The following is a 21725-nucleotide window of genomic DNA, read 5'->3' as shown; positions in this document are numbered from 1 at the left end:
AAAGAAAGGGAAAATTTATGTTTGCATTGATTAGAAAAATATTTATGATCTATTTTCTATGCATTACTCTTGCAGGTTTTGCCATGATTTTTATTGACAGCAAATTTACCGAACAGCCTGATGCCAAAGAAAATCAAAACAAAATTAATCAACATACAATTGAACCCAATTTAATCATGTTTACATCTTCTATAGGAGGATTTTTAGGTGTTTATGCTGGAATTTGGATCTTCAACTATGATAAAAGCAATTTTTACCTAAATTGGGGAAATTTAATAATATTAATATACAACATAGCCCTAATTATTACTGTATACTCAAAGTCACGTAGTTAGCAAAACATAGCTCAATTATTTTCACACTTTATAAATTATTAACTATAATACCTCTTTTAATCATATACTTATAAACCTCTTCAGGGTTTTCCAAGCTTTCAATCAAGCTTTCTGCTCTGTCATTTATTTTTTCCACCAATTTTTTATAAGCTACTTTTATTCCTCTGCTTTCTAAAAAATCCTTTGCGGGTTGAGAAACAACCCCAGCTTGAACATTTTGAAGCCCTATATTATAAATAATAACGGCTGCTGCCTTGCCCACAACTTTATCATAAATTTCAAGCCCTTCTTTATTCTGGATATACTTATTGATAAAATTATCTACTTCTAAAAGAGGTTTCAATCCTCTTTCCATGTTAGAATAAAGTATTTTATGATCTTTAAATAACCTTAATGTTGGATTCAAGCCTGATATCATTTTTACCTCTTTTCTGGATATTTATAACAATCAATAATAAAAACAAACACTATTAATGATATACATAAACAATAAATACTGCAATATCTAAAAAGATAGTATACTTACGTTATATGATATTCGTGCCAAAAAACAGTAGTAATTCTAAAATTGAAATAAAGAAATCCATCTTTGTTTCATATATTTTTAATATTGAAAAAAAAGATGATATAAATAAAACTATTAAAAAATATAAAATAAAATTTAAAAATGCCACTCATGTAGTTTATGGATTTAGAATTGGAAACAAGAACTCATTCCTAAATGGAATGAGTGATGACAGAGAGCCTAACTTAACAGCTGGAAAACCTACATTGGATGCCATAATACATAATAATTTAACTGATACCTTAATAATCACATTACGATATTTTGGGGGCACTTTGCTTGGAAGGGGGGGATTAATCAAGGCATATTACAAGTCTGCCAAAGAAGTTATTAAAAATACATCTATAATGGAAAAAGAGGAATTAGAAACTTTAAGCTTAAATTTAACTTACAACCAATACAATTCACTATTAAAAATGAAAAATAAACTTGAAATAGAAATAATAGATTCAAACTTTTCAAACAAAATAAACACTTCAATTAAATTCAAAGCAAAAAATAAACAAAAAATATCGGAATTTTTTATAGAAAATGGCTTAATTCAAGAAATTTTAAAGTTTCATAAAGAATAATATGCATGTCAAATAATCAAATATTAAAAAACTAATTTAAAGTATTATTATTTTTATCATTTATGTTTTAAAATATAAAAACAAAACCAAATAAAAAGAGAAAATTTATATGAAAATAATATCTGTAATCAATCAAAAAGGGGGAGTAGGAAAAACCACAAGCGCCATTAATATTTCTTATTCAATGACCCTGCTTGATAAAAAAATTCTTCTAATAGATATTGATTCACAAGGAAATTCTACTAGCGGTACAAACACCTCAGAGTATATAGCCGAAAACTCAAGTTATGAACTTATTAATAAAAAAATAAAGGTCAAGCCTTTAAATCATTTTAAATTAGACATAATTCCTTCTAGTATTAAATTAGCTTTACTCGAAAAAGAATTGATAAATGAACTTTCAAGAGAAAATTTTTTAAAAAATGCATTAACACTGTATGAAAAAGATAAATATGATTTTATCATTATCGACTGCCCTCCTACGCTTTCAATATTAACTATAAATGCCCTTATTGCAAGTAATTACTTGTTAATACCAATTGAAACGGAATTTTTTGCATTTGAGGGCATAAATCAACTAATAGATACAATAAATACTGTAAAGCAAATAAATAAAAATTTAGAGATTGCGGGTGTTTTTATAAATAAATACGATATAAGGAATAAAAGTAAAGAAAAATATGTAAGCTCGTTAAAAAAAGTTTTTAAAGAAAAACTTTTAAATACAAAAATAAGGAAAAATATAACTATTTCAAAATCTCAAGAAGCAAAAATGCCTGTATATGAATATGATAAAGAAAGCAATGCTGCAAAAGATTTCTTAGAACTCTCAAAAGAGATAATAAACAAAATTAAGGAATAACTATGTCTGACAATTTAGAAACTTTAATGTTTCTAATGGGTAAAAAATTAGAAACATCTTCAAACAATTCAGAAAATATTGAAAAAAAAGAAATTATTTCGATCGAAAAAAAAGACTTTGACTACAATAAGCTAGATAAAGATATTTCTGATTTTTTAAAAAAAAAGCAATATGAAATTTTCAATATTTTCAACAACACTTATACAAAAATTGGAAAGATACTTAAAGATGCTCAAGACAAATTAAAAGGAAATAATCAATATAACGGGCTTTTTTATCAGTGGTTTAAAAGTATGGGATTTAAAAAAGATAAGGTTTACGCTTTAATATCAAGATATAATCTGCTTGTCGAAAATTCCGACAAGCAACTAACTATAGAAAAATTACCCTTATCATTATCATATGAAATATCTAAAAAATCTTGTCCCTCTATTTTAAAAACTGAAGTTCTAAATGGTAAAATAAATTCTTTAAAAGAATTTAAAATTGTTTATAAAAAAAGCTTTGATTTAAAGAATACACACAAATCATTACTTAAGAAAAACGAAAAATATGAAAACGACATAAAAGAAGCGCTGGATTTTATATTAAAAAATATAAAAGAATTTAAAAATATCGAATTTAACAAATTAAGGCAAGAAAACTTAAAATTATTGTTTCATTCTATTTTAGAAATAAAGAAAAAAATAAAATATATTAAAAATAATTCTATTTAAATTTAACTAAAAATAATAAAATATAAACTTTGCCTTTCATTTAAAGCTCAATATTTTTTAGAAATTAAACAATTTTAAAACAAGTTTAAAAAATTCATGTATTGTGATAAATACCTAGAAATAAAAACTCTTATAAAATTAAGAAAAGATATTTTACAATCATTAAATTATAAAAATAATTTAGCTACTATGCCCAAAAAAGGAAACAATCCTTTTTAAATCCCCCGCAGTAAAATACTCTATCTCTATTTTGCCCTTATTTTGATTCCCTTTAATATCTATTTTTGTTTGGATTTTATCAAATAAAAATTCTTTTATATTGCTTAAAAAAGGATCTTGTTCTGGTTCCCTTTTTTTTACTATGGATTTGGAAAAATTTTTAACATATTTTTCTGCATCTCTTACAGAAAATTTTTTTTTCAATATTATTAAATAAAGATTATACCTGTCTTGCCTGTCTTTTAAAGACAAAATAACTTTAGCATGACCAAAAGAAATTTCTTTTCTATGTACTGCATTTAATATTTCTTGCTCAAGATCCAAAATCCTAACTAAATTTGAAATATAGGTCCTACTTTTGCCAATTTTTTCAGATAAATCCTTTTGGGTTAAAGAATATTTATTCATTACATTTTTATAGGCATAAGCCTCCTCAACAGGAGTAAAATTTTCTCTTTGAATATTTTCAACCAAAGGCATAAAATCTCTACAAGATTCTTTTATGTTAACCTCAATAACAGGAATATTTGTCATCTGAATAAGTTTAGCAGCCCTAAACCTTCTTTCTCCTACTATTATTTTATACCTATCATTTGCTTTACAAACAATTAAAGGTTGCAAAATTCCATTTTCTTTTATGGAAATGCTTAACTCTTCTAATTCAACAAGATTAACAGACTTCCTTGGCTGATCATTATCAATATCTAAAAGATGAATATCTATCATTTTAAAAACTCCACCCATATTATCAGAACCTCCTACAACAAAAAATTTTACCAGGTTATAATATTGAATTACAATTTAAGAATAAAAAAAAAGAATGTTCCACGTGGAACATTCTTAAATAAGAAAAACCAATTCTTTATTTAATAAATTTTGAAACAGAAATCAAGCTATCATTATCAAGAAATAATACTTGAATTCCTCTAGCATCTTTACCTTGTTCGGATACTTTTCCAGCTACTGTTCTTAAAGCTTTTGAACGTTTACTTACAAGCAAGATTTCATCATCCTCTGAAACTGCTATAGCATCAACAACACTACCCGCTTTTTTATCAGATTTTTTATAACTAGTATAACCAGTGGCTCCTCTCTTAAGCTCAGATATTTTAGACATGCTTAACCTTTTTCCATACCCATTCTCAGAAACAATCAAAAGATAAGGATTTTCTCTAACCGCCAAAGCTTTAACAAACAAATCACCTTCTTTTAATTTCATTCCACAAACACCTTGGGTACCTCTATTAGTAAGCCTAACATCCCTTGAATTAAATATAAATGCACTACCCTTTTTGGAAAGACAAATTACTTTTTCATCCTTAAAAACAATCTCTGCACTTGTAACAAAATCTTTATCATTAAGTTTAATAACAATAACACCTCGTGATTTTACTGCTTTAAAATCTGTAGATTCGAATCTAGCTATCTTTCCACTTGCAGTTGTAAGCAATAAATAGGCATCATCAGTAAAATCCTTACTGTTCTTAATAGTTAATATTTCTTCTTGATCTCCCAAATTAATAAGCTCACTAATATTTTGACCTTTTGAAGCTCTTGAAGAATCTTTTATTTCATAAGCATTGATTAAATAAAGCTTTCCTTCATTTGAAATCATAAATAAAGAATCATGAGTATTGACACACAAAGCAATAACAATCTCATCTCCATCATTTAAATCAAACGAACTGAGACCTTTTCCTCCAGTACCTTGCAATTTATACTCATTTTGTGAAAGTCTTTTAAGGAAACCTTTCTTTGTAAGCATAACAACAATATTTTCTTTTTGCATTAAATCCGACATACTAGTTTTTAAAACCTCCTCATCATAAATTATTTTAGTTCGACGTTCATCGCCAAATTTCAAACCTAAATTAATAGTTTCTTCTCTTATAATATTAATAATCCTTACTGGATTCAAGAGAATATCTTCATAATCTTTTATTAAGCTTAACAGTACATTAAGCTCCTCTTCAAGCTTAAAAATTTCAAGGGCTGTAAGTTTTTGTAACTTCATATCAAGAACTGAATTGGCCTGAATATCTGAAAGACCAAAATTTGAAACAAGCCTCTCCTTTGCATCTTTTGCTAATTTAGATGATTTAATAATCTTAATAACCTCATCTATATTATTTAAAGCAATATTTAATCCCTCAAGAACATGTGCTTTCTCTTTTGCCTTTCTCAAGTCAAATTCAATACGTCTTTCGATAATATTTTTTCTATGCTCAATAAATTCAAATAATAATTCTTCTAAATTCAACTGTTTGGGAATACCATTAACAAGAGCTAAATTATTTATACTAAAATGCTTTTTAAATTCAGTATATTCATAAAGCAAGTTCATAATAACATGAGGATCAAATCCTCTTTTAACTTCAAGAACTATTCTAATGCCTTCTCTATCAGATTCATCTCTTATGTCTAAAAGTCCTTCCAACTTTTCTTCTTTTGCCAAAAGCGCAACTTTCATAAGAAGTGTAGATTTATTTACTGTATAAGGTATTTCTGTAACAATTATAGCATTTCTATCTTCTGTTCTTTCTTCAATATGATATCTTGCTCTAATAACAACACTTCCCTTGCCAGTTTTGTATGCTTTAATTAAATTATCATTATAAACAATCTCTCCAAAAGTTGGAAAATCAGGACCTTTAACTATCTTAAGCAAATCAAACATGGAAGCATTCTCATTGTCCAACATATAAACAATAGCATCACAAATTTCCCTTAAGTTATGAGGTGCCATATTAGTAGCCATTCCAACAGCAATTCCACTAGAGCCATTTACCAAAAGAAACGGAAATGATGACGGCATAATCTCGGGCTCACTTAAAGAATCGTCATAATTAGACTTAAAATTAACAGTCTCTTTATCTATATCCTTAACAATATATTCAGTTATTTTTTCCATTTTAGCTTCAGTATATCGCATAGCAGCAGGGGGATCTCCATCAATAGATCCAAAATTTCCCTGCCCCCGTATTACAGGATATCTAAGTGAAAAATCTTGAGCAAGTCTTACAAGAGCATCATAAATTGATTGATCTCCATGAGGATGATATTTTCCAAGAACATCTCCCACTATTCTACCGACTTTTTTAAAAGCTTTATCAGAGCGAAGTCCCATTTCATACATAGAATAAAGTATTCTCCTGTGAACTGGCTTAAGACCATCTCTTACATCTGGAAGAGCTCTGGAAACAATAACTGACATTGCATAATTTAAATAAGAAGTTTTTATTTCATCTTCTATCTTAACATTTAATATTTGTTCTTTATTTTCTCCAACTGCCATTAACGCTCCAATTACACATCAAGATTAATTACATTAAGTGCATTCTGTTCAATAAATTCTTTTCTAGGCTCAACTAAATCTCCCATAAGAGTAACAAAAATTTTTTCAGCTTCAATAGCATCATCTATATTCATCAATCTCATTTTTCTTCTAGCAGGATCCATAGTCGTTTCCCAAAGCTGCGCTGGATTCATCTCCCCAAGCCCTTTATATCTCTGAAGAGAAATACTATTGCGATTTTCAGTTTCAATAGAATCTAAAAATTTTTCTTTTTCTTTCTCTTCATAAAAATAATAAATACGATTGTCATACTTTATTTTATAAAGAGGAGGCATGGCTATATATATATATCCATTTTCAATTAAATCCCTCATATATCTAAAGAAAAAAGCTAAAAGCAAAGTTCTAATATGAGATCCATCAACATCAGCATCTGCCATAATAATAACCTTGTGGTAACGAAGTTTTCTAATATCAAAAGTTTTACCAACTCCTGCACCAAGAGATGCAATTATGGGAATAAGCTTATCATTGGTAATTACCTTGTCTTCTCTTGTTTTTTCAACATTAAGCATTTTCCCCCACAATGGCAAAATGGCCTGAAAAAATCTATTTCTACCCATTTTAGCACTTCCTCCAGCAGAATCACCTTCTACAATATAGATTTCTCTTTCCAAAGGATTTTTAGAAGCACAATCAGCCAATTTGCCGGGCAATGCCAAGCTTTCAAATGCATTTTTTTTTCTTTCTGATTCTCTTGCTTTTCTTGCAGCTTCACGAGCACGAGCAGCTTTTATTGCTTTCCCAAGAATGGTATCTATCTCTAAAGGATTTAAATTAATAATTTCAAGTAAATGCTCATATACAACAACCTCAACTATTTTTCTTATCTCAGAATTACCAAGCTTACTCTTTGTTTGACCTTCAAATTGAGGTTCTGGAACTTTGACAGAAATAACGGCTGTAAGCCCCTCTTTAAAATCATCTCCTGTAAGATTGGGAATATCTTTTTTGCTTATTTTTGAATTTTTAAAAGCTTCATTCATGGCCTTAGTAAGTCCACTTCTAAATCCCATAACATGGGTCCCCCCTTCTCTTGTATTAATATTATTAACAAAAGAAAGAATGTTGTCAGAATAGCTTTCAGTCCATTTAAGCCCCACATTAACAATAACATCATTAATAGAACCATCAATATAATAAGGTTCTGATTGAAAAGCTTTACTGTCATTAGTTAAATAATCTACAAAAGATTTTATTCCACCTTCAAAATAAAATTTTGAAGATTTTTCTTTACCAATTCTTTTATCTTCAATTGAAATGTATATTTTATCGTTTAAAAAAGCAAGCTCTTTAAGCCTTTTCTCAAGAATATCAAAACTATAATCTAAAGTTTCAAAAATTTCAGAATCCGCTAAAAAAGTAACCTTGGTCCCCGTAACAGAAGATTCTCCCACAACATCTACTTTAGAAGTTGGAATACCTTTTGAAAAAGTTTGCCTAAAAATTTTTCCATCTCTATTAACATAAACCTCTAAAAACGAAGACAGGGCATTTACGACCGAAATTCCAACGCCATGAAGCCCTCCAGAAACTTTATAAGTACCTTTATTAAACTTACCACCAGAATGCAATTTTGTTAAAACAAGTTCAAGAGCACTAATACCCTCTTCTTCATGAATATCGGTAGGAATCCCTCTCCCATTATCAATTACAGTTATAGTATTATCTAAATTGATAATAACATCTATTCTATCACAAAACCCAGCTAAAGCCTCATCAATACTATTGTCAACCACCTCATAAACCAAGTGGTGCAACCCATTAACAGAAACAGAGCCTATATACATGCCAGGCCTTTTCCTAACAGCCTCAAGTCCCTTTAAGACCTGAATGTTACTAGCAACATAATTCATAAACCTTCCATTCATTTAATCAAAATCTAGACACAGATAAATTCTACATTAAAAAAACAATAATATCTATTACATAGAAAGTACCAAAAACTTTTAAAAATTCACAAACAATTTAGATAGAATCCTAATTTAACATTATACTATATAATGTTAAAAGTATAGTACTAAAACCAACAAGGACAAAAAAATGGAAAAATCAAAAAATATATGGAGCTTGATTTTAACAGAAATAAAAAAAGAACTATCAGAAGAAGAATTTTATGTTTGGTTTGAAAATTTATACTTTTTAGAATCAATAGGTGACAATATTAAAATATCTACTCCAAATTTATTTCACAAAAATCAAATAGAAAAAAGATTTACAAAAAAAATTAAAGAAATCCTCAAAAACAATGGCTACAATAATGTAGTCATTGTTTTTACAAATCAACCACCTAAAAACCAATCCAACAAACAAGAAAGCATAAAAACAGTTTTTAACGAAACTTTTCCAAATTTAGACAAGTTAAAAGAAAAAACACTCTCTAAAGAACCAACTCAAAGTATTCAAGATCATATAAAAATGTATATCAAAAAAGAAGAAGAGCCCACAAATTTCAAAAACCCTTTTCTTAAAAAAAGATATACATTTGAAAATTTTATCATAGGACCAAATAATAAACTTGCATACAATGCCAGCTTGTCAATCTCAAAAAATCCTGGAAAAAAATATAATCCATGTTTAATTTATGGCGGGGTTGGACTTGGAAAAACACATTTGCTTCAAAGCATAGGAAACAAAACAGAAGAATTGCATCATAACCTTAAAATATTATATGTTACTGCTGAAAATTTTTTAAATGAATTTGTAGAAAGCATAAAGACACACGAAACAAAAAAATTTAAAAAAAAATACAGATACTTAGACATGCTACTTATAGATGATATCCACGACTTACAAAAAAAAGAAGGAATACAAGAAGAGCTTTTTCACACATTTAATGCCCTTTATGAAGACAATAAACAATTAGTATTTACATGTGACCGATCTCCTTCTGAGCTTACAAATTTTACAGATCGATTAAAAAGCAGATTCACAAGGGGACTAAATGTTGATATATCAAAACCCAATTTTGAACTCAGAGCAGCTATTGTCGAAAAAAAAGCAGAAGAAGATGGCATAAATGTCCCTAAAAATATACTAAATCTGGTTGCTCAAAAAGTTACAACCAATGTAAGAGATCTTGAAGCTGCTGTAACAAAACTAAAAGCATATATAGATTTAGACAATATAGAAATTGACATTGATATTGTTGAGAAAATAATCAAAGAAATAATAATTTACGAAAAAGAAACAACCAATGAACCAAATAATAAAATTAATATCGAAAATATAAAAAAAATACTCTTAAGAGAGCTAAAAATCACACACAAGGATATTGAAGGGCAGAGTAAAAAACCAGAGATAACAAAAGCCAGACATATTTATGCATACCTTTTGAGGAATTTTACAGAGCTATCAACAGTTGAAATTGGAAAAATTATTGGAGGCAAAACCCATTCAACAGTGCTTTATTCGATAAATAAAATAGATAGAGACAGAAATAATGACAAAGAAATTAACAATCTAATCACAGAACTTATGAACAAAATAAAAAAAAACTAAAATTAATTGAAGAATCAAAAATTCTTTTAAACAATTGAACCAAATAATTTATCAAAAATACAACAAAAAACAACATATAATTCAACAAGTTATTTACTTGCATTACATAACATTAAATACAATTGAACAATCAAACAGGGACTTACTACTATTACTACTATATATCTCTATAAAAACTAAAAGTACAAAATACAAAAAATCTTACAAAGATAAAATGTAATAGAATATATAAGGAGGCATTATGTTACATAACACATTTTTTATTTGCGAATCAAATCAAATTATAAATGAGATAGAAAAAGCAAAGGGAATAATATTGAACAGGAATATGAATGATATTTGGAGTGCATTATTAATAGAAGTAAAAAAATCCAATCTCATAATTAAATCAACAGACAGAAATATATTTTTTGAAAGCACAATTTCAATTGTTTCAGAGACAGATTTTAAAGTATTAATTAATGCTTCAAATTTTTATGATGCAGTAAAAGCATTCAGTTTTTATAAGAAAATCAAAATAGTTTTTAATGAAAATAATAGTAAATTGGAAATTATGGGAGAATTAAAGGATGAAAAAGAAGAATATGAAGATCATTTAAAGGAACCTACTTTTTCATACGAAGAAATAGAAAATTACAATTATGATATGACTAATGAAGATTACACCTTTGAAATTGAAATAAAACAAAAAACTTTTAAAAAAATAATAAATAGAATAGCTTTTTCAGCACATCTCGATGAATCTAAGAATGTGTTAAATGGTGTATATTTTACAAAAGATGAAGATTCTAAATTGCTACTTGTTTCTACTAATGGTCACAGAATGTCTATCTGTAAAACAGAAGTCATGGTTGAAGAAGGCGTGAATTTTATAGTTCCCGTAAAAATATTTAATTTTTTAAAACATCTTATGTCAGGAGAAGGTGTTGTTAAAATAAAATCTTCGGATAAAAAGTTTTATGTTGAATTTGATAATTATAAAATAGCTTGTAGTTTGATTAATGGTAACTATCCGGATTATAAGAGCATTATACCCAAGGAGCAGAAGAATAAATCTTTGGTTTCGCTAGGCATTTTAAAAGATAGACTTGCAAGAGTTAATTTATATGTTGATAAATCAAGAAAGTTAGTTTTAGCTTTTTCTGAAATGCAATTAAAGCTTCTTGGAGAAGATTTGATTACTGGAAGAAAGGGTGAATTTTTTATTAAAGATCCAAACTATCTGTATGACGGAGCAGATGAGGTTATGGCTATTAATATTTCATATTTTGTTGAAGCTATTAGTGTTTTTGAAACTTCAAAGATAGAAATACAATTTAATTCGGGCAATGTATTAAAATTAAGCGAACCTGAAAATTTTAATTTTACGCACTTGATAATGCCGATGTCTTTAGGTTAAAGTGAGTTATTAATGCTATTTTAAATCTATTTTGAATATTAAAATGAACTTTTCTGGGTTTATCTAATATTGTTTTTTTGTATTGTGGTATAAAAAATTGCTATGAATGATTCTGCTTTTAAAAAAATAGGCAATGTTCTTAAAGATTATTTAGAATCTAATTTTCTTGTTAATAAAAAAATGAGTTCGAAATTATTGATTGCCGATAAATGGAATCAGATCTTTGAGACGTTATCAGATGATGTAAAATTTTTAGATTTTAAAAATGAACAGATCCTTTTTATTGAGGTAAGCAATTCAAGTATTTTGTATAGTATATCGATTAATAAGGCAAAGATAATAAATTCAATAAAAGAATTAACAGGTATTAAAACAATAGATATAAAAGTTTTGGTAAGGTAATTATTATTGACAATTGCATTTATATGCTATACCATGGTAGTGTTCAATTTGTAGCTTGGCAGCATAAAATTGTTTTTAATGGAGGAGTGTTTTGAAAAGGACTTATCAACCCAGTCGTGTTAAAAGAAATAGAAAATTTGGGTTTAGAGCTAGAATGAAAACTAAAGGTGGAAGACTTATTCTTTCAAGGCGAAGGGCAAAAGGAAGGATAAAATTAACTGTTTCTGATGAGAAAAAGAAATATTAGTCTGAAATCAAAAATAGAAATTCAAAAAATTTTCAAAGAAGGTAATCTAATTAGATTTAGCAATCTTAATCTTAAAATGTTCTATAAATCAAATCATTTGGTTTATTCTAGAATTCTTGTTACCTTTTCTAAAGGTTTTAGAGGATCTGTTAGAAGGAATCGCATTAGAAGACTTTTTAAAGAAGCTTTTAGAAAAAGATTAGAATTGTTAGAAGGTATAGCTTTGGATATTATTTTTGTAGTTTCTTACAGCAAGTTAACTTTGACTTATTTTAGTATTGAATCTCTTATTAAAAGTTTGGTTTTAAGGTGCGAAAGGGGCATAAGTGAATCAAAGTAGAAGAATTTTAAGGACAGTTTATTTGTCTTTATTTTTAATAGGTCTTTTCATGCTTATTAATGATATTTTTTCTTCATACATTTTAAGTTCTAAGTCTTCTGACAAGGAAGTGCAGTTTGATTTAAACAAAAGTTTTGATGATAATGAGATGTTTTCAAGTAAGAGCAATGGCTTTAATTTGATTAATAAATCTCAAGATATTATTGTAGAAACAGGGATATATGTTGCTACTTTTTCTACATTTAGAGGAAATTTGGTTTCATTAAAGCTTAAAAATCATTTAAATTTGGAAAAAAATCCTACAGATTTGATTAATATTGATTACAAAAATGAAACTTTTTTTGATGTTAGTTTTGACTATTTAGTAGAGGATTTGTTTTTGTATAAAAAGATAGATGATTTTAATCATGAATTTAAAGCTTATTTTCAAAATAATGGTAAAACTTATGAATATGTAAAGAAATATACATTTTCTAAAAAAAATGAGTACTTGATGAAATTTAAAGTTACTGTAAATGGTCTTGAGGATTATAACTTATTTGATACTGATTCTTATAAAATTATTTTTAGTTCTGAAATTGAAAGGTTGAGTGATAAAGCAAAGCTACAATATAATAATTATTTATCTCAAATAATTTATTATGATAATAAGCTTAAATATGGTAAAGATGGTCTAAGGATTACCAATCCCAAATGGATTGGTTCTAGTACTAAGTATTTTGGGGTGTTAGTTTCTAAAGAAAATATGGAAGTTGAATTTAAGAAGGAAAGAGGAACTCTTAAATCGTTTATTATTAATAATGTTAGAAATAAAAAAAATATTAGCGATGAGTTTTTTATTTACGCTGGGCCTAAGGATAATAGATATCTAGACATTTTTGACAAGAATGTTGACAATACCTTTGGTTTATCTGATATTTCTTTTGGAATGTCGGTGGAAAAGAGTTTGTGGTATTTGATTCAAGTTCCCATGCAAATGGTAATGCAAGTTTTTTATGATGTTATACCTAATTGGGGGCTTTCAATTATCTTTTTGACAATTGTTGTTAGAATACTTATATTTCCTTTGACATTTAAAGGATTTAGAGCTACTGCGGAGCTTTCCAAGCTTCAACCTAAAATGAAAGAGCTTCAAGTAAAGTTTAAGCATGATTCTAAAAAGTTGAATGAAGAGATGGGAAGGCTTTATAAAGAAGAAGGGGTTAATCCTCTTGGGGGGTGTCTTCCTGTAATTTTACAGCTTCCTATATTTTTTGCTCTTTATTCACTTGTAAATAATTTATTTTTATTAAGAGGAGCTAGTTTTATTCCAGGATGGATTGATGATTTATCTATCGGTGACAGTGTATATCATTTTGGATATAAGCTTTATTTTGTTTCTTGGACCGATATTAGAATTTTGCCTTTTATTATGATGTTTACTCAATTGGGATCTACAATTGTTAGTTCTAATATGGATTTAAAAAATCTGGGATCGCAGCAGAAATTTTTATATTTTGGAATGCCCATTATGTTTTTTTTCATACTTTACAATATGCCATCAGGGCTTTTGATATATTGGATTACAACAAATATTTTTACTATTTTGCAACAATACTATATAAAGATGCATTTGTCTTAAAGGGGGAATAATATGAGCTATGAATTTTACGGAAAAACCGAACAAGAAGCAATAAAGAAAGCAATGAGAGATCTAGAATTAAAAGAAGGTGAGTTTGATGTAGAAATTTTAGATAAAGAAAGGGTTGGATTTTTATTTAAGAAAGAAATGATTAAAATAAGGGTTTCTCCTCATGTAAAGGAGGTTAAGAAAGGTGGCTTTGAAATTAAAATTGGTGATGAAATTTGTGATAAAATTTTAGAATTTGTAAAAGAAATGCTAGTTAAAATGGGATATTCTGTGCATTTGACAATAGAGTCCAAAGAAGGTGGATATGTTAAGATTTCTATTGAAACAGATAGTCCAAATATTTTGATTGGACGAGAGGGAAAAAATTTAGATTCTTTGCAGCTTTTAACAAATGTTTATGCCTCTAAGCTTATCGGTGAAAATGGTGCTTTTAATAGGGTTATATTGGATATTGGAGATTATAGAGAGCGATTTAAATCTAGGTTTATTAATTTAGCAATAAATTCTTTTCATAAAGTCAAAAGAACCAGACGTTCTATTTTGTTGCCATCAATGAATCCTTTTGAAAGAAGGATTGTTCATACAACTTTAAATCGTTATAGTGACATAAAAACTGAAAGTGAAGGAGATGGGAATATAAAAAGAATAAGAGTCTCTTATGTTAGAAATAATAGGTTTGGTATCAACAACAATTCTCGTAGTTATCAGAAGAGAGATATTGGTTTTAAAAAATAGATTGATGGTGTTACTTTGTATTGAATTTTAAAGAGGAACAATAGTATGAAGATTTTTTTAACCGGAATTGCAGGGTTTATTGGATTTCATGTAGCTAAAAAGCTTGTAGAAGAAGGGCATGAAGTTTTAGGTATAGACGTATTAAATGATTATTATGAACTCAAATTTAAGCATGAAAGGTTAGAAGCTTTAGGGTTTTGTTCTAAGGATGTCAAAATGCATAAGATTATTAAGAGTGAAAAATATAATAATTTATCTTTTGCTTATCTTGATATCCTAAATAAGGATAATCTGCTAGAGCTTTTTAAAGATCATAAGTTTACACATGTTTGCCATTTGGCTGCTCAAGCGGGCATTAGAGATAGTCTTGAAAATCCTGATAGCTATGTTTCAATAAATATTGTTGGATTTTTTAATGTTTTAGATGTATGTAGAGTTTATAAAGAAAACATCGAGCATTTTGTTTATGCTTCAACGTCATCGGTTTATGGTATAAATGAAAATATGCCGTCTAGTGAAGATTCTATTACGGATCACCCTTTAAATTTGTATGCAGCTAGTAAAAAATCTAATGAGATGATGGCGCATGCTTATAGTGCATCTTTTAATATTCCTACAACAGGGCTTAGATTTTTTACAGTTTATGGTACTTATGGAAGACCCGATATGGCTTTATATTTATTTTCAGATGGAATTAAAAATGGCAAGCCTATTAATATTTTTAACAATGGGAATATGGCTAGAGATTTTACATATGTGAGTGATATTGCAGACGGTGTTTATAAAGTCTTGAAAAATCCGGCTAAGAGCGATTGTAATTTTGACGTTAAAAATCCAAATTCGTCAACCTCTTCTTTTCCTTACAGAATATATAATATAGGAACCGGACATGCAACCAAACTGCTAGATTTTATTAGCGAACTTGAAGAAAATTTTGATAAAAAGGCCTTAAAAAATTATATGCCTATGCAAAAAGCAGATGTTGTGGAAAGTTGTTGTGATATTTTAAAGCTTAAAAATGATGTTGGATATGAAGCTAAAATTTCTATTAAAGAAGGAATAAAAGAATTTTCACAGTGGTATAAAATGTTAGGGTCTACCAAGAAGGCTTGATTTTAAACTTTTTTATGTAAAATGATAAATTTTTAATAAATTTTATGTTTGTTTTTGGTTTAATAATTATTTATTGATTTAAATTCAATTCAACTTCTTAGGTGTATAATTTATTATAGGCATTTTATAAAAGAAAAAATAAAATGGAAAGGAGTGATATAAATGGGTGTTTTAGATAAGATTAAACCGGGCGTAGTTTATGGAAAGGAACTACATTTTTTATATGAAATATGTAAAAAAGAAGGATTTGCTATCCCTTCTATTAATTGTATAGGAACAAATTCTATTAATGCAGTTTTGGAGGCAGCAAAAGAAATTAATTCTCCTATTATGATACAATTTTCTAATAGTGGCTCTGCTTTTATTTCTGGGAAAGGATTAAAGATGGAAAAACCACAAGGAGTTTCAATAGTCGGAGCTATTTCTGGTGCTATGCATGTTCATTTAATGGCAGAGCATTATGGTGTTCCTGTTGTTCTTCATACTGATCACTGTGCTAAAAATTTGCTTCCTTGGGTTGAAGGGCTTTTGGAGTATGGAGAAAAATACTATAGTCAGCACAAAAAACCATTATTTTCTTCACATATGTTAGATTTATCAGAAGAGCCTATTAAAGAAAATATTGAAATTTCTAAAAAATTCTTAGAAAGAATGGCAAAAATTGAAATGTTTTTAGAAATAGAGCTTGGAATTACGGGTGGGGAAGAGGATGGAGTTGATAATTCAGATAGAGCTTTGCATGAACTATTTTCTACTCCTGAGGATATTTATTATGGATATTCAGAACTTTTAAAAGTTAGTCCAAATTTTCAGATTGCAGCAGCTTTTGGGAATGTTCATGGAGTATATAAGCCAGGGAATGTTAAGCTTACTCCAAAAGTTTTAAAAGATGGTCAAGATTATGTCATATCAAAAACAGGAGTAAATGTTGCTAAGCCAGTTTCTTATGTTTTTCATGGCGGGTCTGGATCTACAATTGATGAGATTAATGAGGCACTTTCTTATGGCGTTGTAAAGATGAATATTGATACAGACACGCAGTGGGCTGCCTGGGAGGGCGTTTTAAATTATTACAAAAAAAATGAAAATCGTTTACAAGGTCAATTAGGAGATGGCAAGGACATTGATATTCCAAATAAGAAATTTTATGATCCAAGAGTTTGGTTAAGAGAAGCTGAAGTTTCTATGAAAGACCGTGTGAAAATTGCATGCAAAAATCTTAATAATATTAATAGGAATTAAATAAAAATTCACTAATTTTTATTTGCAAGCTGCTTTTTGAGCGGCTTTTTTATTATTCTAATTATATTATAGGTATTTAATTATAAAATTATTGATTGATATATTTTTTACTATTTATTAGGTACCTTTTTTTGTTATTTTTGTTTAATTTTTCAAAACATGAATAATAATTTGATAAAAAAATATTATTCAATGCTGCGTGTGTGTTTGTTGTTTGTGAAAAATTAAACCTTGAGATTTGAGACTTAATTTCTTGAAAGAACGGCAGGATATTGAAAAATTCTAAGGGTGGGTTAAGCTGATTTTATAATTTTAAAGGTATATGGTATGGCTTGCATTATGAATTAAGTGTCATCAGCAACAATATTGATTCCCAGTTCTTCGAGTTGTTCATTTGAGATTTTAGAGGGGGAATTATCAAGAGGGCTTGCTGCAAAAGAATTTTTAGGAAACAGTATTACATCTTTTATTGAAGTTGATTTTGTCATTAGCATTATTAGTCTATCAATACCAATAGCAATGCCACCATGATTAGGAGCTCCATATTCTAATGCTTTTAGAAAAAATCCAAATCTATCTTCTGATTTTTCTTTTTGAAATCCTATTATATTGAAAATTCTTTGTTGAAGTTCTTTATTATGTATTCTAATTGAACCTGAGCCAAGTTCTACACCATTTAAAACAAGATCGTAAATTTCACCTATAGTTTTTTTTGGATTTTTTTCTAAATTGTCAATATATTGCTTTTTAGGAAGCGAGAACATGTGGTGAGCTGGTGAATAGGTTTTTGTATTTTCGTTATATTCAAATAGTGGAAAATCATAGACCCATAGAAATTCAAATTTATTTTCATCTATTAGTTCAAGATCATTTGCAATTTTTATTCTAATTTGACCCATTGCTTTACATGCAGTTTCCCAGTTATTATTAGCTGTAAAGAAAATTATGTCATTATTTTCTAAAGAATAGGTTTTTATTAATTGCTGTTCTTCTGTTTTTAAAAATTTTGCAATTCCTCCAGAAAATTTATTGTTTTCAATTTTTGTAAAATAGAGCCCTTGTGCTTTGTAAAGCTTTGCAATTTCTTCTAAATTATTTATTTTTGTTCTTGAAAATTTGTCAGCTTTATCTTTTACTATTAAAATTTTAATTGACCCTTTGTTTTTTAGAGTATCTTTAAATATATTAAATTCTGAATTTTTTAGATTGCGACTTATATCTTGTAATTCAAGTTCAAATCTAGTATCTGGTTTATCGCTTCCATATTTGTTCATTGCCTTTTTGTATGTTATTTTTTTGAATTTTTTAGGTAAGTTAATACTAAGGCAATTTTTGAATATTAAAAAAAGCATATTTTCTATTAATTTAAAAATATTTTCTTTTTTGACAAAGCTCATTTCAAGATCGAGCTGGGTGAACTCTGGTTGCCTATCTCCTCTTGAATCTTCGTCTCTATAGCAGCGTGCTATTTGAAAGTATTTGTCAAATCCCGCTATCATTATGAGTTGTTTGTAAAGCTGTGGAGATTGAGGCAATGCATAAAAAGATCCCTTGTGAATCCTTGATGGGATTACAAAATCTCTTGCACCTTCTGGTGTTGATTTTACAAAAGTTGGAGTTTCTAGTTCTAAAAATTTTCTTTTTATTAAAAAATTTCTAATAAGATAAGTAGCTTGACATCTTAAAATTATTTTATTTTTCAAGGAATCTCTTCTTAGGTCTAAGTATCTATATTCAAGTTTTGAGTTTTCACTTGCATTATTGTCATCTTCTATCATAAACGGCAATTCATTACACTTTGAAATAATTTCAATGTTTTTTGCCAATATTTCAAAATGTCCTGTTTTCATATTTGCATTTATCATGTTAGGAGGTCTTTTGATCAACAGTCCTTGAATTTTAATGCAATATTCAAGTTTTATTTTTTCTGCGATCTTTAAAAGGTGTTCTTCATTTACCAGAACTTGAGCTTTTTCATATCTGTCTCTTATATTTAGAAAGATAAATTTTCCGTGGTGTCTAATTTTTTTTACCCAAGCATTTATTTCAACTTTTTTGTTTATCAATTTTTCATTCAATTCATTACATTTGATAACTTTAAACATAATTCAGCTCACTATTATATTATAAATTTCTTTATCTGTTTTTGCATTTAAAATTTCTTTTTTGTACAGATCAACTTTACCCACAACAGATGCTAAAATTCTAGGGTAGCTAACGTAATCTTTTGCTGGGCACAGTATTAATATGAAAACATGACTTAAGTTCTTGTCAAGAGCATTAAAGTCAATTCCCTCATGGCTTATTCCTATTGCAATATGTATTTTTGATATTAAATTTGTTTTTAAATGGGGAATGGCAAAGCCTTCTTTTAGTGCAGTAGTAATTAACTTTTCTCTTTCCATTAAATCTTGGAATATTCTTTCTTTATCAATTTCAATGTTTATTACGCTTAGAAGCTCTCTTATTACATCAGCCTTATTGCTTGATTTTAATTCTAGAATAATGTTTTCCTTTTTTATTCTTTTATTTAGGTTGATATTGCTAAGGATTTTATCGTAATTTATTGAGTAATCTAGTTTTTTTGCTCTTAAAGAGACCGTTTCAACTTCTTTGGTTATTTTTTCTAGGTTTAAGATTGTTTCTCTAAAAAGATCTTGTATTATAATTAAGTGATTGTTTGGGCATTCGAATGTGATTTTGCTACCTTCTCGTTTTATTGAGAAGGATATGTTATTTTTTCTTGCATTAATATATTGTGAAGAATCATTTTTAATTTGTTGCGTGAAAAATCCTTCTTTTCTTAACTCATTTTTAAAGTCCCATATAAGAATTTTGGCTAAATTATCATATTCAAATGATACACATATGTGTGTATTTTGATCTATTGGGAGTTCTTTTTTAAGTCCGCTTTTATTTATTTTAAATAAAAAGTTTATTATAGGTGTTGCAACGATTGTTGGCAAAAATACCATTATTATTATGATTCCAAATATTTTTTGGCTAATAAATCCTGAAGATAATGCTACATTTGCCATAATAAGTGAAACTTCTCCTCTTGGAACCATTCCAGTTGCAATTTTTAAGGCTCCAAGTTTATTAAATCCCAAAAAGAGTGCTGGAATAAAGCAAAATATACTTTTAGTAATTATTGCTATTGCACTAATTGCTAATCCTAAAATAAGAACTTCTTTTGAGAGTATTTCATTAATATCTGACATAAGTCCGATTGATGTAAAAAAGATCGGGATAAAAAATCTTTCAAAGATTGTTAGTTTATCTTGAATTACGTATACAATGTCTGTTTTTGACATGGCAAGTCCAAATACATAAGCTCCAACAACAAAAGACATTCCTAAATTTTGGAAAATGCTTGCAATAGTAAGGGTTAGAGAGAGTGTTATTACGGTTGCTAAGGTGACACTGTTTAATTTTTTCAACAGGCTTGAGAGTGTTTCTGATATATATATTAAAGAGAAAGTTAAGCATAGCCAAATTACTATGTTTTGAATTATGGTTTTTATCGAGCTTGCTATATCAAGATCTGATATAGATCTTGATATAGTTATTACGCTTGTAAGCATAAGCATTGAAAGCACATCATCAATAATTGAAGTTGAGATTATTGTCACTCCTTCTGAGGTACTCATTTTTTTCTTTGCTGAGAGTATGCTTGCTGCGATTCCTGCTGATGTTGGGGTTCCAATTATTCCAATAAAAAGTGAGGTTGGACTTATTAAGGGAACGTTAAAAATTATGCTTGCCATTAGTACAAAACTTGTGAAGGTTCCGACAACCTCTGTTATTCCAATAATTCCTCCACGAGGCAAAAATTTGATAAACAATTTTAAGTCAGTTTCAAGTCCTGCTGTGAAAAGCAATATTATTGAGGCTATGGTAGAGATTGCAAATATTTTTTCATTTATTAAATAATTTTCTCCAATTTGAGTTATTCCTAATGGGAATAATAAAGGTATTTGAATTTTTCCAAAGGCATTCGGACTTAGAATTATTCCTGCCGTTATTTGCCCTATTACTTTTGGAATTCCTATTTTAGCTACTAGATTGCCTATTGAAATAGATGAGATTACGATGATTGCCAGACTCATAACAAAAGCCGACATTTTTGCTTCAATGTCATATTTTGTTGAGTATGAAAATAGAAGATTAGGTAAGTGTAGCAGTATTGTTATGTAAAAAATTTTTTTGTTCATTTTTCAAGCTCTTTTGAAAAATTGTATTTTAGCAAATTTAACAAATTTTTAATTGCCAGTTTTTCTTTTTTTCCTGCGACTGTTATTTTTATTTTTTCTTTGTATATTATTCCCAATATGATAATTTCGATTGTAGACTTTGCATCAGCTTTTTTGCCATCTTTTGTTGTTATTTTTATGTCGCACGAAGAGTGTTTATTCGCAAATTCGGCAATGATGTTTGCCGACCTTGAATGTATTCCATCTTTATTTATTATCTCAATTTCTGCTTCTTGCAT

The 21725-nt window shown here is 28.1% G+C and carries 20 protein-coding genes; 13 read left to right on the top strand and 7 right to left on the bottom strand.

Features of this window, described 5'->3' with window-relative positions:
• Window positions 1-17: 17 nt before the first annotated feature.
• Window positions 18-335, top strand: coding sequence for a hypothetical protein (locus HNQ06_RS02155; protein ID WP_184107314.1), 318 nt, complete (start codon window positions 18-20; stop codon window positions 333-335).
• 28 nt (window positions 336-363) lie between these two features.
• On the opposite strand, the gene HNQ06_RS02150 is transcribed toward HNQ06_RS02155, so the two are convergent.
• Complete coding sequence (locus HNQ06_RS02150; RefSeq protein WP_002557021.1) at window positions 364-753, bottom strand: DUF1893 domain-containing protein; 390 nt, start codon at window positions 751-753, stop codon at window positions 364-366.
• A 113-nt stretch (window positions 754-866) separates the two neighbouring features.
• Between HNQ06_RS02150 and HNQ06_RS02145 the strand changes: the two genes are divergently transcribed.
• From HNQ06_RS02145 to HNQ06_RS02135, 3 genes are all read left to right on the top strand, one after another.
• Window positions 867-1472 (top strand): YigZ family protein, encoded by a 606-nt coding sequence (locus HNQ06_RS02145; RefSeq protein ID WP_184107313.1) that lies wholly within the window; start codon window positions 867-869, stop codon window positions 1470-1472.
• A gap of 109 nt (window positions 1473-1581) precedes the next feature.
• Entirely contained in the window at window positions 1582-2334 is a 753-nt protein-coding gene (locus HNQ06_RS02140; protein ID WP_184107312.1) for a ParA family protein, read from the top strand.
• A gap of 2 nt (window positions 2335-2336) precedes the next feature.
• Window positions 2337-3050, top strand: coding sequence for a hypothetical protein (locus tag HNQ06_RS02135; protein ID WP_184107311.1), 714 nt, complete (start codon window positions 2337-2339; stop codon window positions 3048-3050).
• Between the two features lie 180 nt (window positions 3051-3230).
• On the opposite strand, the gene HNQ06_RS02130 is transcribed toward HNQ06_RS02135, so the two are convergent.
• The 3 genes from HNQ06_RS02130 to gyrB form a co-directional block, all read right to left on the bottom strand.
• Entirely contained in the window at window positions 3231-4013 is a 783-nt protein-coding gene (locus HNQ06_RS02130) for a ParB/RepB/Spo0J family partition protein (protein ID WP_184107310.1), read from the bottom strand.
• 118 nt (window positions 4014-4131) lie between these two features.
• A complete protein-coding gene (gene gyrA / locus HNQ06_RS02125) occupies window positions 4132-6564 on the bottom strand; it encodes a DNA topoisomerase (ATP-hydrolyzing) subunit A (RefSeq protein WP_184107309.1) in 2433 nt (810 codons plus the stop codon).
• Window positions 6565-6575: 11 nt separating this feature from the next.
• A complete protein-coding gene (gyrB, locus tag HNQ06_RS02120; protein WP_184107308.1) occupies window positions 6576-8480 on the bottom strand; it encodes a DNA topoisomerase (ATP-hydrolyzing) subunit B in 1905 nt (634 codons plus the stop codon).
• A 187-nt stretch (window positions 8481-8667) separates the two neighbouring features.
• On the opposite strand from gyrB, the gene dnaA reads away from it, so the two are divergent.
• The 9 genes from dnaA (at window position 8668) to fbaA (ending at window position 17233) form a co-directional block, all read left to right on the top strand.
• A complete protein-coding gene (gene dnaA / locus HNQ06_RS02115; protein ID WP_184107307.1) occupies window positions 8668-10125 on the top strand; it encodes a chromosomal replication initiator protein DnaA in 1458 nt (485 codons plus the stop codon).
• 241 nt (window positions 10126-10366) lie between these two features.
• A complete protein-coding gene (gene dnaN / locus HNQ06_RS02110; RefSeq protein ID WP_184107306.1) occupies window positions 10367-11524 on the top strand; it encodes a DNA polymerase III subunit beta in 1158 nt (385 codons plus the stop codon).
• Window positions 11525-11626: 102 nt separating this feature from the next.
• Window positions 11627-11926: a hypothetical protein gene (locus HNQ06_RS02105; RefSeq protein WP_184107305.1), complete on the top strand. Its 300-nt coding sequence runs from the start codon at window positions 11627-11629 to the stop codon at window positions 11924-11926.
• Window positions 11927-12017: 91 nt separating this feature from the next.
• Entirely contained in the window at window positions 12018-12173 is a 156-nt protein-coding gene (rpmH, locus tag HNQ06_RS02100) for a 50S ribosomal protein L34 (protein WP_004789541.1), read from the top strand.
• Window positions 12154-12513, top strand: a complete 360-nt coding sequence (gene rnpA / locus HNQ06_RS02095; RefSeq protein WP_184107304.1) for a ribonuclease P protein component — start codon at window positions 12154-12156, stop codon at window positions 12511-12513. The genes rpmH and rnpA overlap by 20 nt, the downstream gene beginning before the upstream one ends.
• Window positions 12500-14134: a membrane protein insertase YidC gene (gene yidC, locus HNQ06_RS02090; protein WP_184107303.1), complete on the top strand. Its 1635-nt coding sequence runs from the start codon at window positions 12500-12502 to the stop codon at window positions 14132-14134. The genes rnpA and yidC overlap by 14 nt, the downstream gene beginning before the upstream one ends.
• 12 nt (window positions 14135-14146) lie before the next feature.
• Entirely contained in the window at window positions 14147-14878 is a 732-nt protein-coding gene (jag, locus tag HNQ06_RS02085) for an RNA-binding cell elongation regulator Jag/EloR (protein WP_184107302.1), read from the top strand.
• Window positions 14879-14923: 45 nt separating this feature from the next.
• Window positions 14924-15991, top strand: a complete 1068-nt coding sequence (locus tag HNQ06_RS02080; protein ID WP_184107301.1) for an NAD-dependent epimerase — start codon at window positions 14924-14926, stop codon at window positions 15989-15991.
• A gap of 162 nt (window positions 15992-16153) precedes the next feature.
• A complete protein-coding gene (fbaA, locus tag HNQ06_RS02075) occupies window positions 16154-17233 on the top strand; it encodes a class II fructose-bisphosphate aldolase (RefSeq protein ID WP_184107300.1) in 1080 nt (359 codons plus the stop codon).
• Between the two features lie 344 nt (window positions 17234-17577).
• Here the strand turns inward: fbaA and aspS are convergent, their stop codons facing one another.
• The 3 genes from aspS to HNQ06_RS02060 are packed head-to-tail and all read right to left on the bottom strand — an operon-like array spanning window position 17578 to window position 21725.
• Window positions 17578-19338 carry an aspartate--tRNA ligase gene (gene aspS / locus HNQ06_RS02070; protein WP_184107299.1) on the bottom strand — a complete coding sequence of 587 codons (1761 nt, stop codon included), beginning with the start codon at window positions 19336-19338 and terminating at the stop codon, window positions 17578-17580.
• Window positions 19339-19341: 3 nt separating this feature from the next.
• On the bottom strand, window positions 19342-21447 hold the full coding sequence (locus tag HNQ06_RS02065; protein WP_184107298.1) for a cation:proton antiporter domain-containing protein: 2106 nt from the start codon (window positions 21445-21447) through the stop codon (window positions 19342-19344).
• Window positions 21444-21725 carry an HPr family phosphocarrier protein gene (locus tag HNQ06_RS02060; protein WP_184107297.1) on the bottom strand — a complete coding sequence of 94 codons (282 nt, stop codon included), beginning with the start codon at window positions 21723-21725 and terminating at the stop codon, window positions 21444-21446. The genes HNQ06_RS02065 and HNQ06_RS02060 overlap by 4 nt, the downstream gene beginning before the upstream one ends.

The sequence above is a fragment of the Borreliella lanei genome (assembly GCF_014205895.1).
Taxonomy (GTDB): Bacteria; Spirochaetota; Spirochaetia; order Borreliales; family Borreliaceae; genus Borreliella; species Borreliella lanei.
The sequence above is the reverse complement of the archived record's forward strand: the minus strand, read 5'-3'. Positions and strand labels throughout refer to the sequence as shown.

Excerpts from the sequence above, each read along its gene's own strand:
- HNQ06_RS02155 (WP_184107314.1), top strand. The coding sequence starts at position 18 with ATGTTTGCATTGATTAGAAAAATATTTATGATCTATTTTCTATGCATT.
- HNQ06_RS02150 (WP_002557021.1), bottom strand. The coding sequence starts at position 753 with ATGATATCAGGCTTGAATCCAACATTAAGGTTATTTAAAGATCATAAA.
- HNQ06_RS02145 (WP_184107313.1), top strand. The coding sequence starts at position 867 with ATGATATTCGTGCCAAAAAACAGTAGTAATTCTAAAATTGAAATAAAG.
- HNQ06_RS02140 (WP_184107312.1), top strand. The coding sequence starts at position 1,582 with ATGAAAATAATATCTGTAATCAATCAAAAAGGGGGAGTAGGAAAAACC.
- HNQ06_RS02135 (WP_184107311.1), top strand. The coding sequence starts at position 2,337 with ATGTCTGACAATTTAGAAACTTTAATGTTTCTAATGGGTAAAAAATTA.
- HNQ06_RS02130 (WP_184107310.1), bottom strand. The coding sequence starts at position 4,013 with ATGGGTGGAGTTTTTAAAATGATAGATATTCATCTTTTAGATATTGAT.
- gyrA (WP_184107309.1), bottom strand. The coding sequence starts at position 6,564 with ATGGCAGTTGGAGAAAATAAAGAACAAATATTAAATGTTAAGATAGAA.
- gyrB (WP_184107308.1), bottom strand. The coding sequence starts at position 8,480 with ATGAATTATGTTGCTAGTAACATTCAGGTCTTAAAGGGACTTGAGGCT.
- dnaA (WP_184107307.1), top strand. The coding sequence starts at position 8,668 with ATGGAAAAATCAAAAAATATATGGAGCTTGATTTTAACAGAAATAAAA.
- dnaN (WP_184107306.1), top strand. The coding sequence starts at position 10,367 with ATGTTACATAACACATTTTTTATTTGCGAATCAAATCAAATTATAAAT.
- HNQ06_RS02105 (WP_184107305.1), top strand. The coding sequence starts at position 11,627 with ATGAATGATTCTGCTTTTAAAAAAATAGGCAATGTTCTTAAAGATTAT.
- rnpA (WP_184107304.1), top strand. The coding sequence starts at position 12,154 with ATGAGAAAAAGAAATATTAGTCTGAAATCAAAAATAGAAATTCAAAAA.
- jag (WP_184107302.1), top strand. The coding sequence starts at position 14,147 with ATGAGCTATGAATTTTACGGAAAAACCGAACAAGAAGCAATAAAGAAA.
- HNQ06_RS02080 (WP_184107301.1), top strand. The coding sequence starts at position 14,924 with ATGAAGATTTTTTTAACCGGAATTGCAGGGTTTATTGGATTTCATGTA.
- fbaA (WP_184107300.1), top strand. The coding sequence starts at position 16,154 with ATGGGTGTTTTAGATAAGATTAAACCGGGCGTAGTTTATGGAAAGGAA.
- aspS (WP_184107299.1), bottom strand. The coding sequence starts at position 19,338 with ATGTTTAAAGTTATCAAATGTAATGAATTGAATGAAAAATTGATAAAC.
- HNQ06_RS02065 (WP_184107298.1), bottom strand. The coding sequence starts at position 21,447 with ATGAACAAAAAAATTTTTTACATAACAATACTGCTACACTTACCTAAT.
- HNQ06_RS02060 (WP_184107297.1), bottom strand. The coding sequence starts at position 21,725 with ATGCAAGAAGCAGAAATTGAGATAATAAATAAAGATGGAATACATTCA.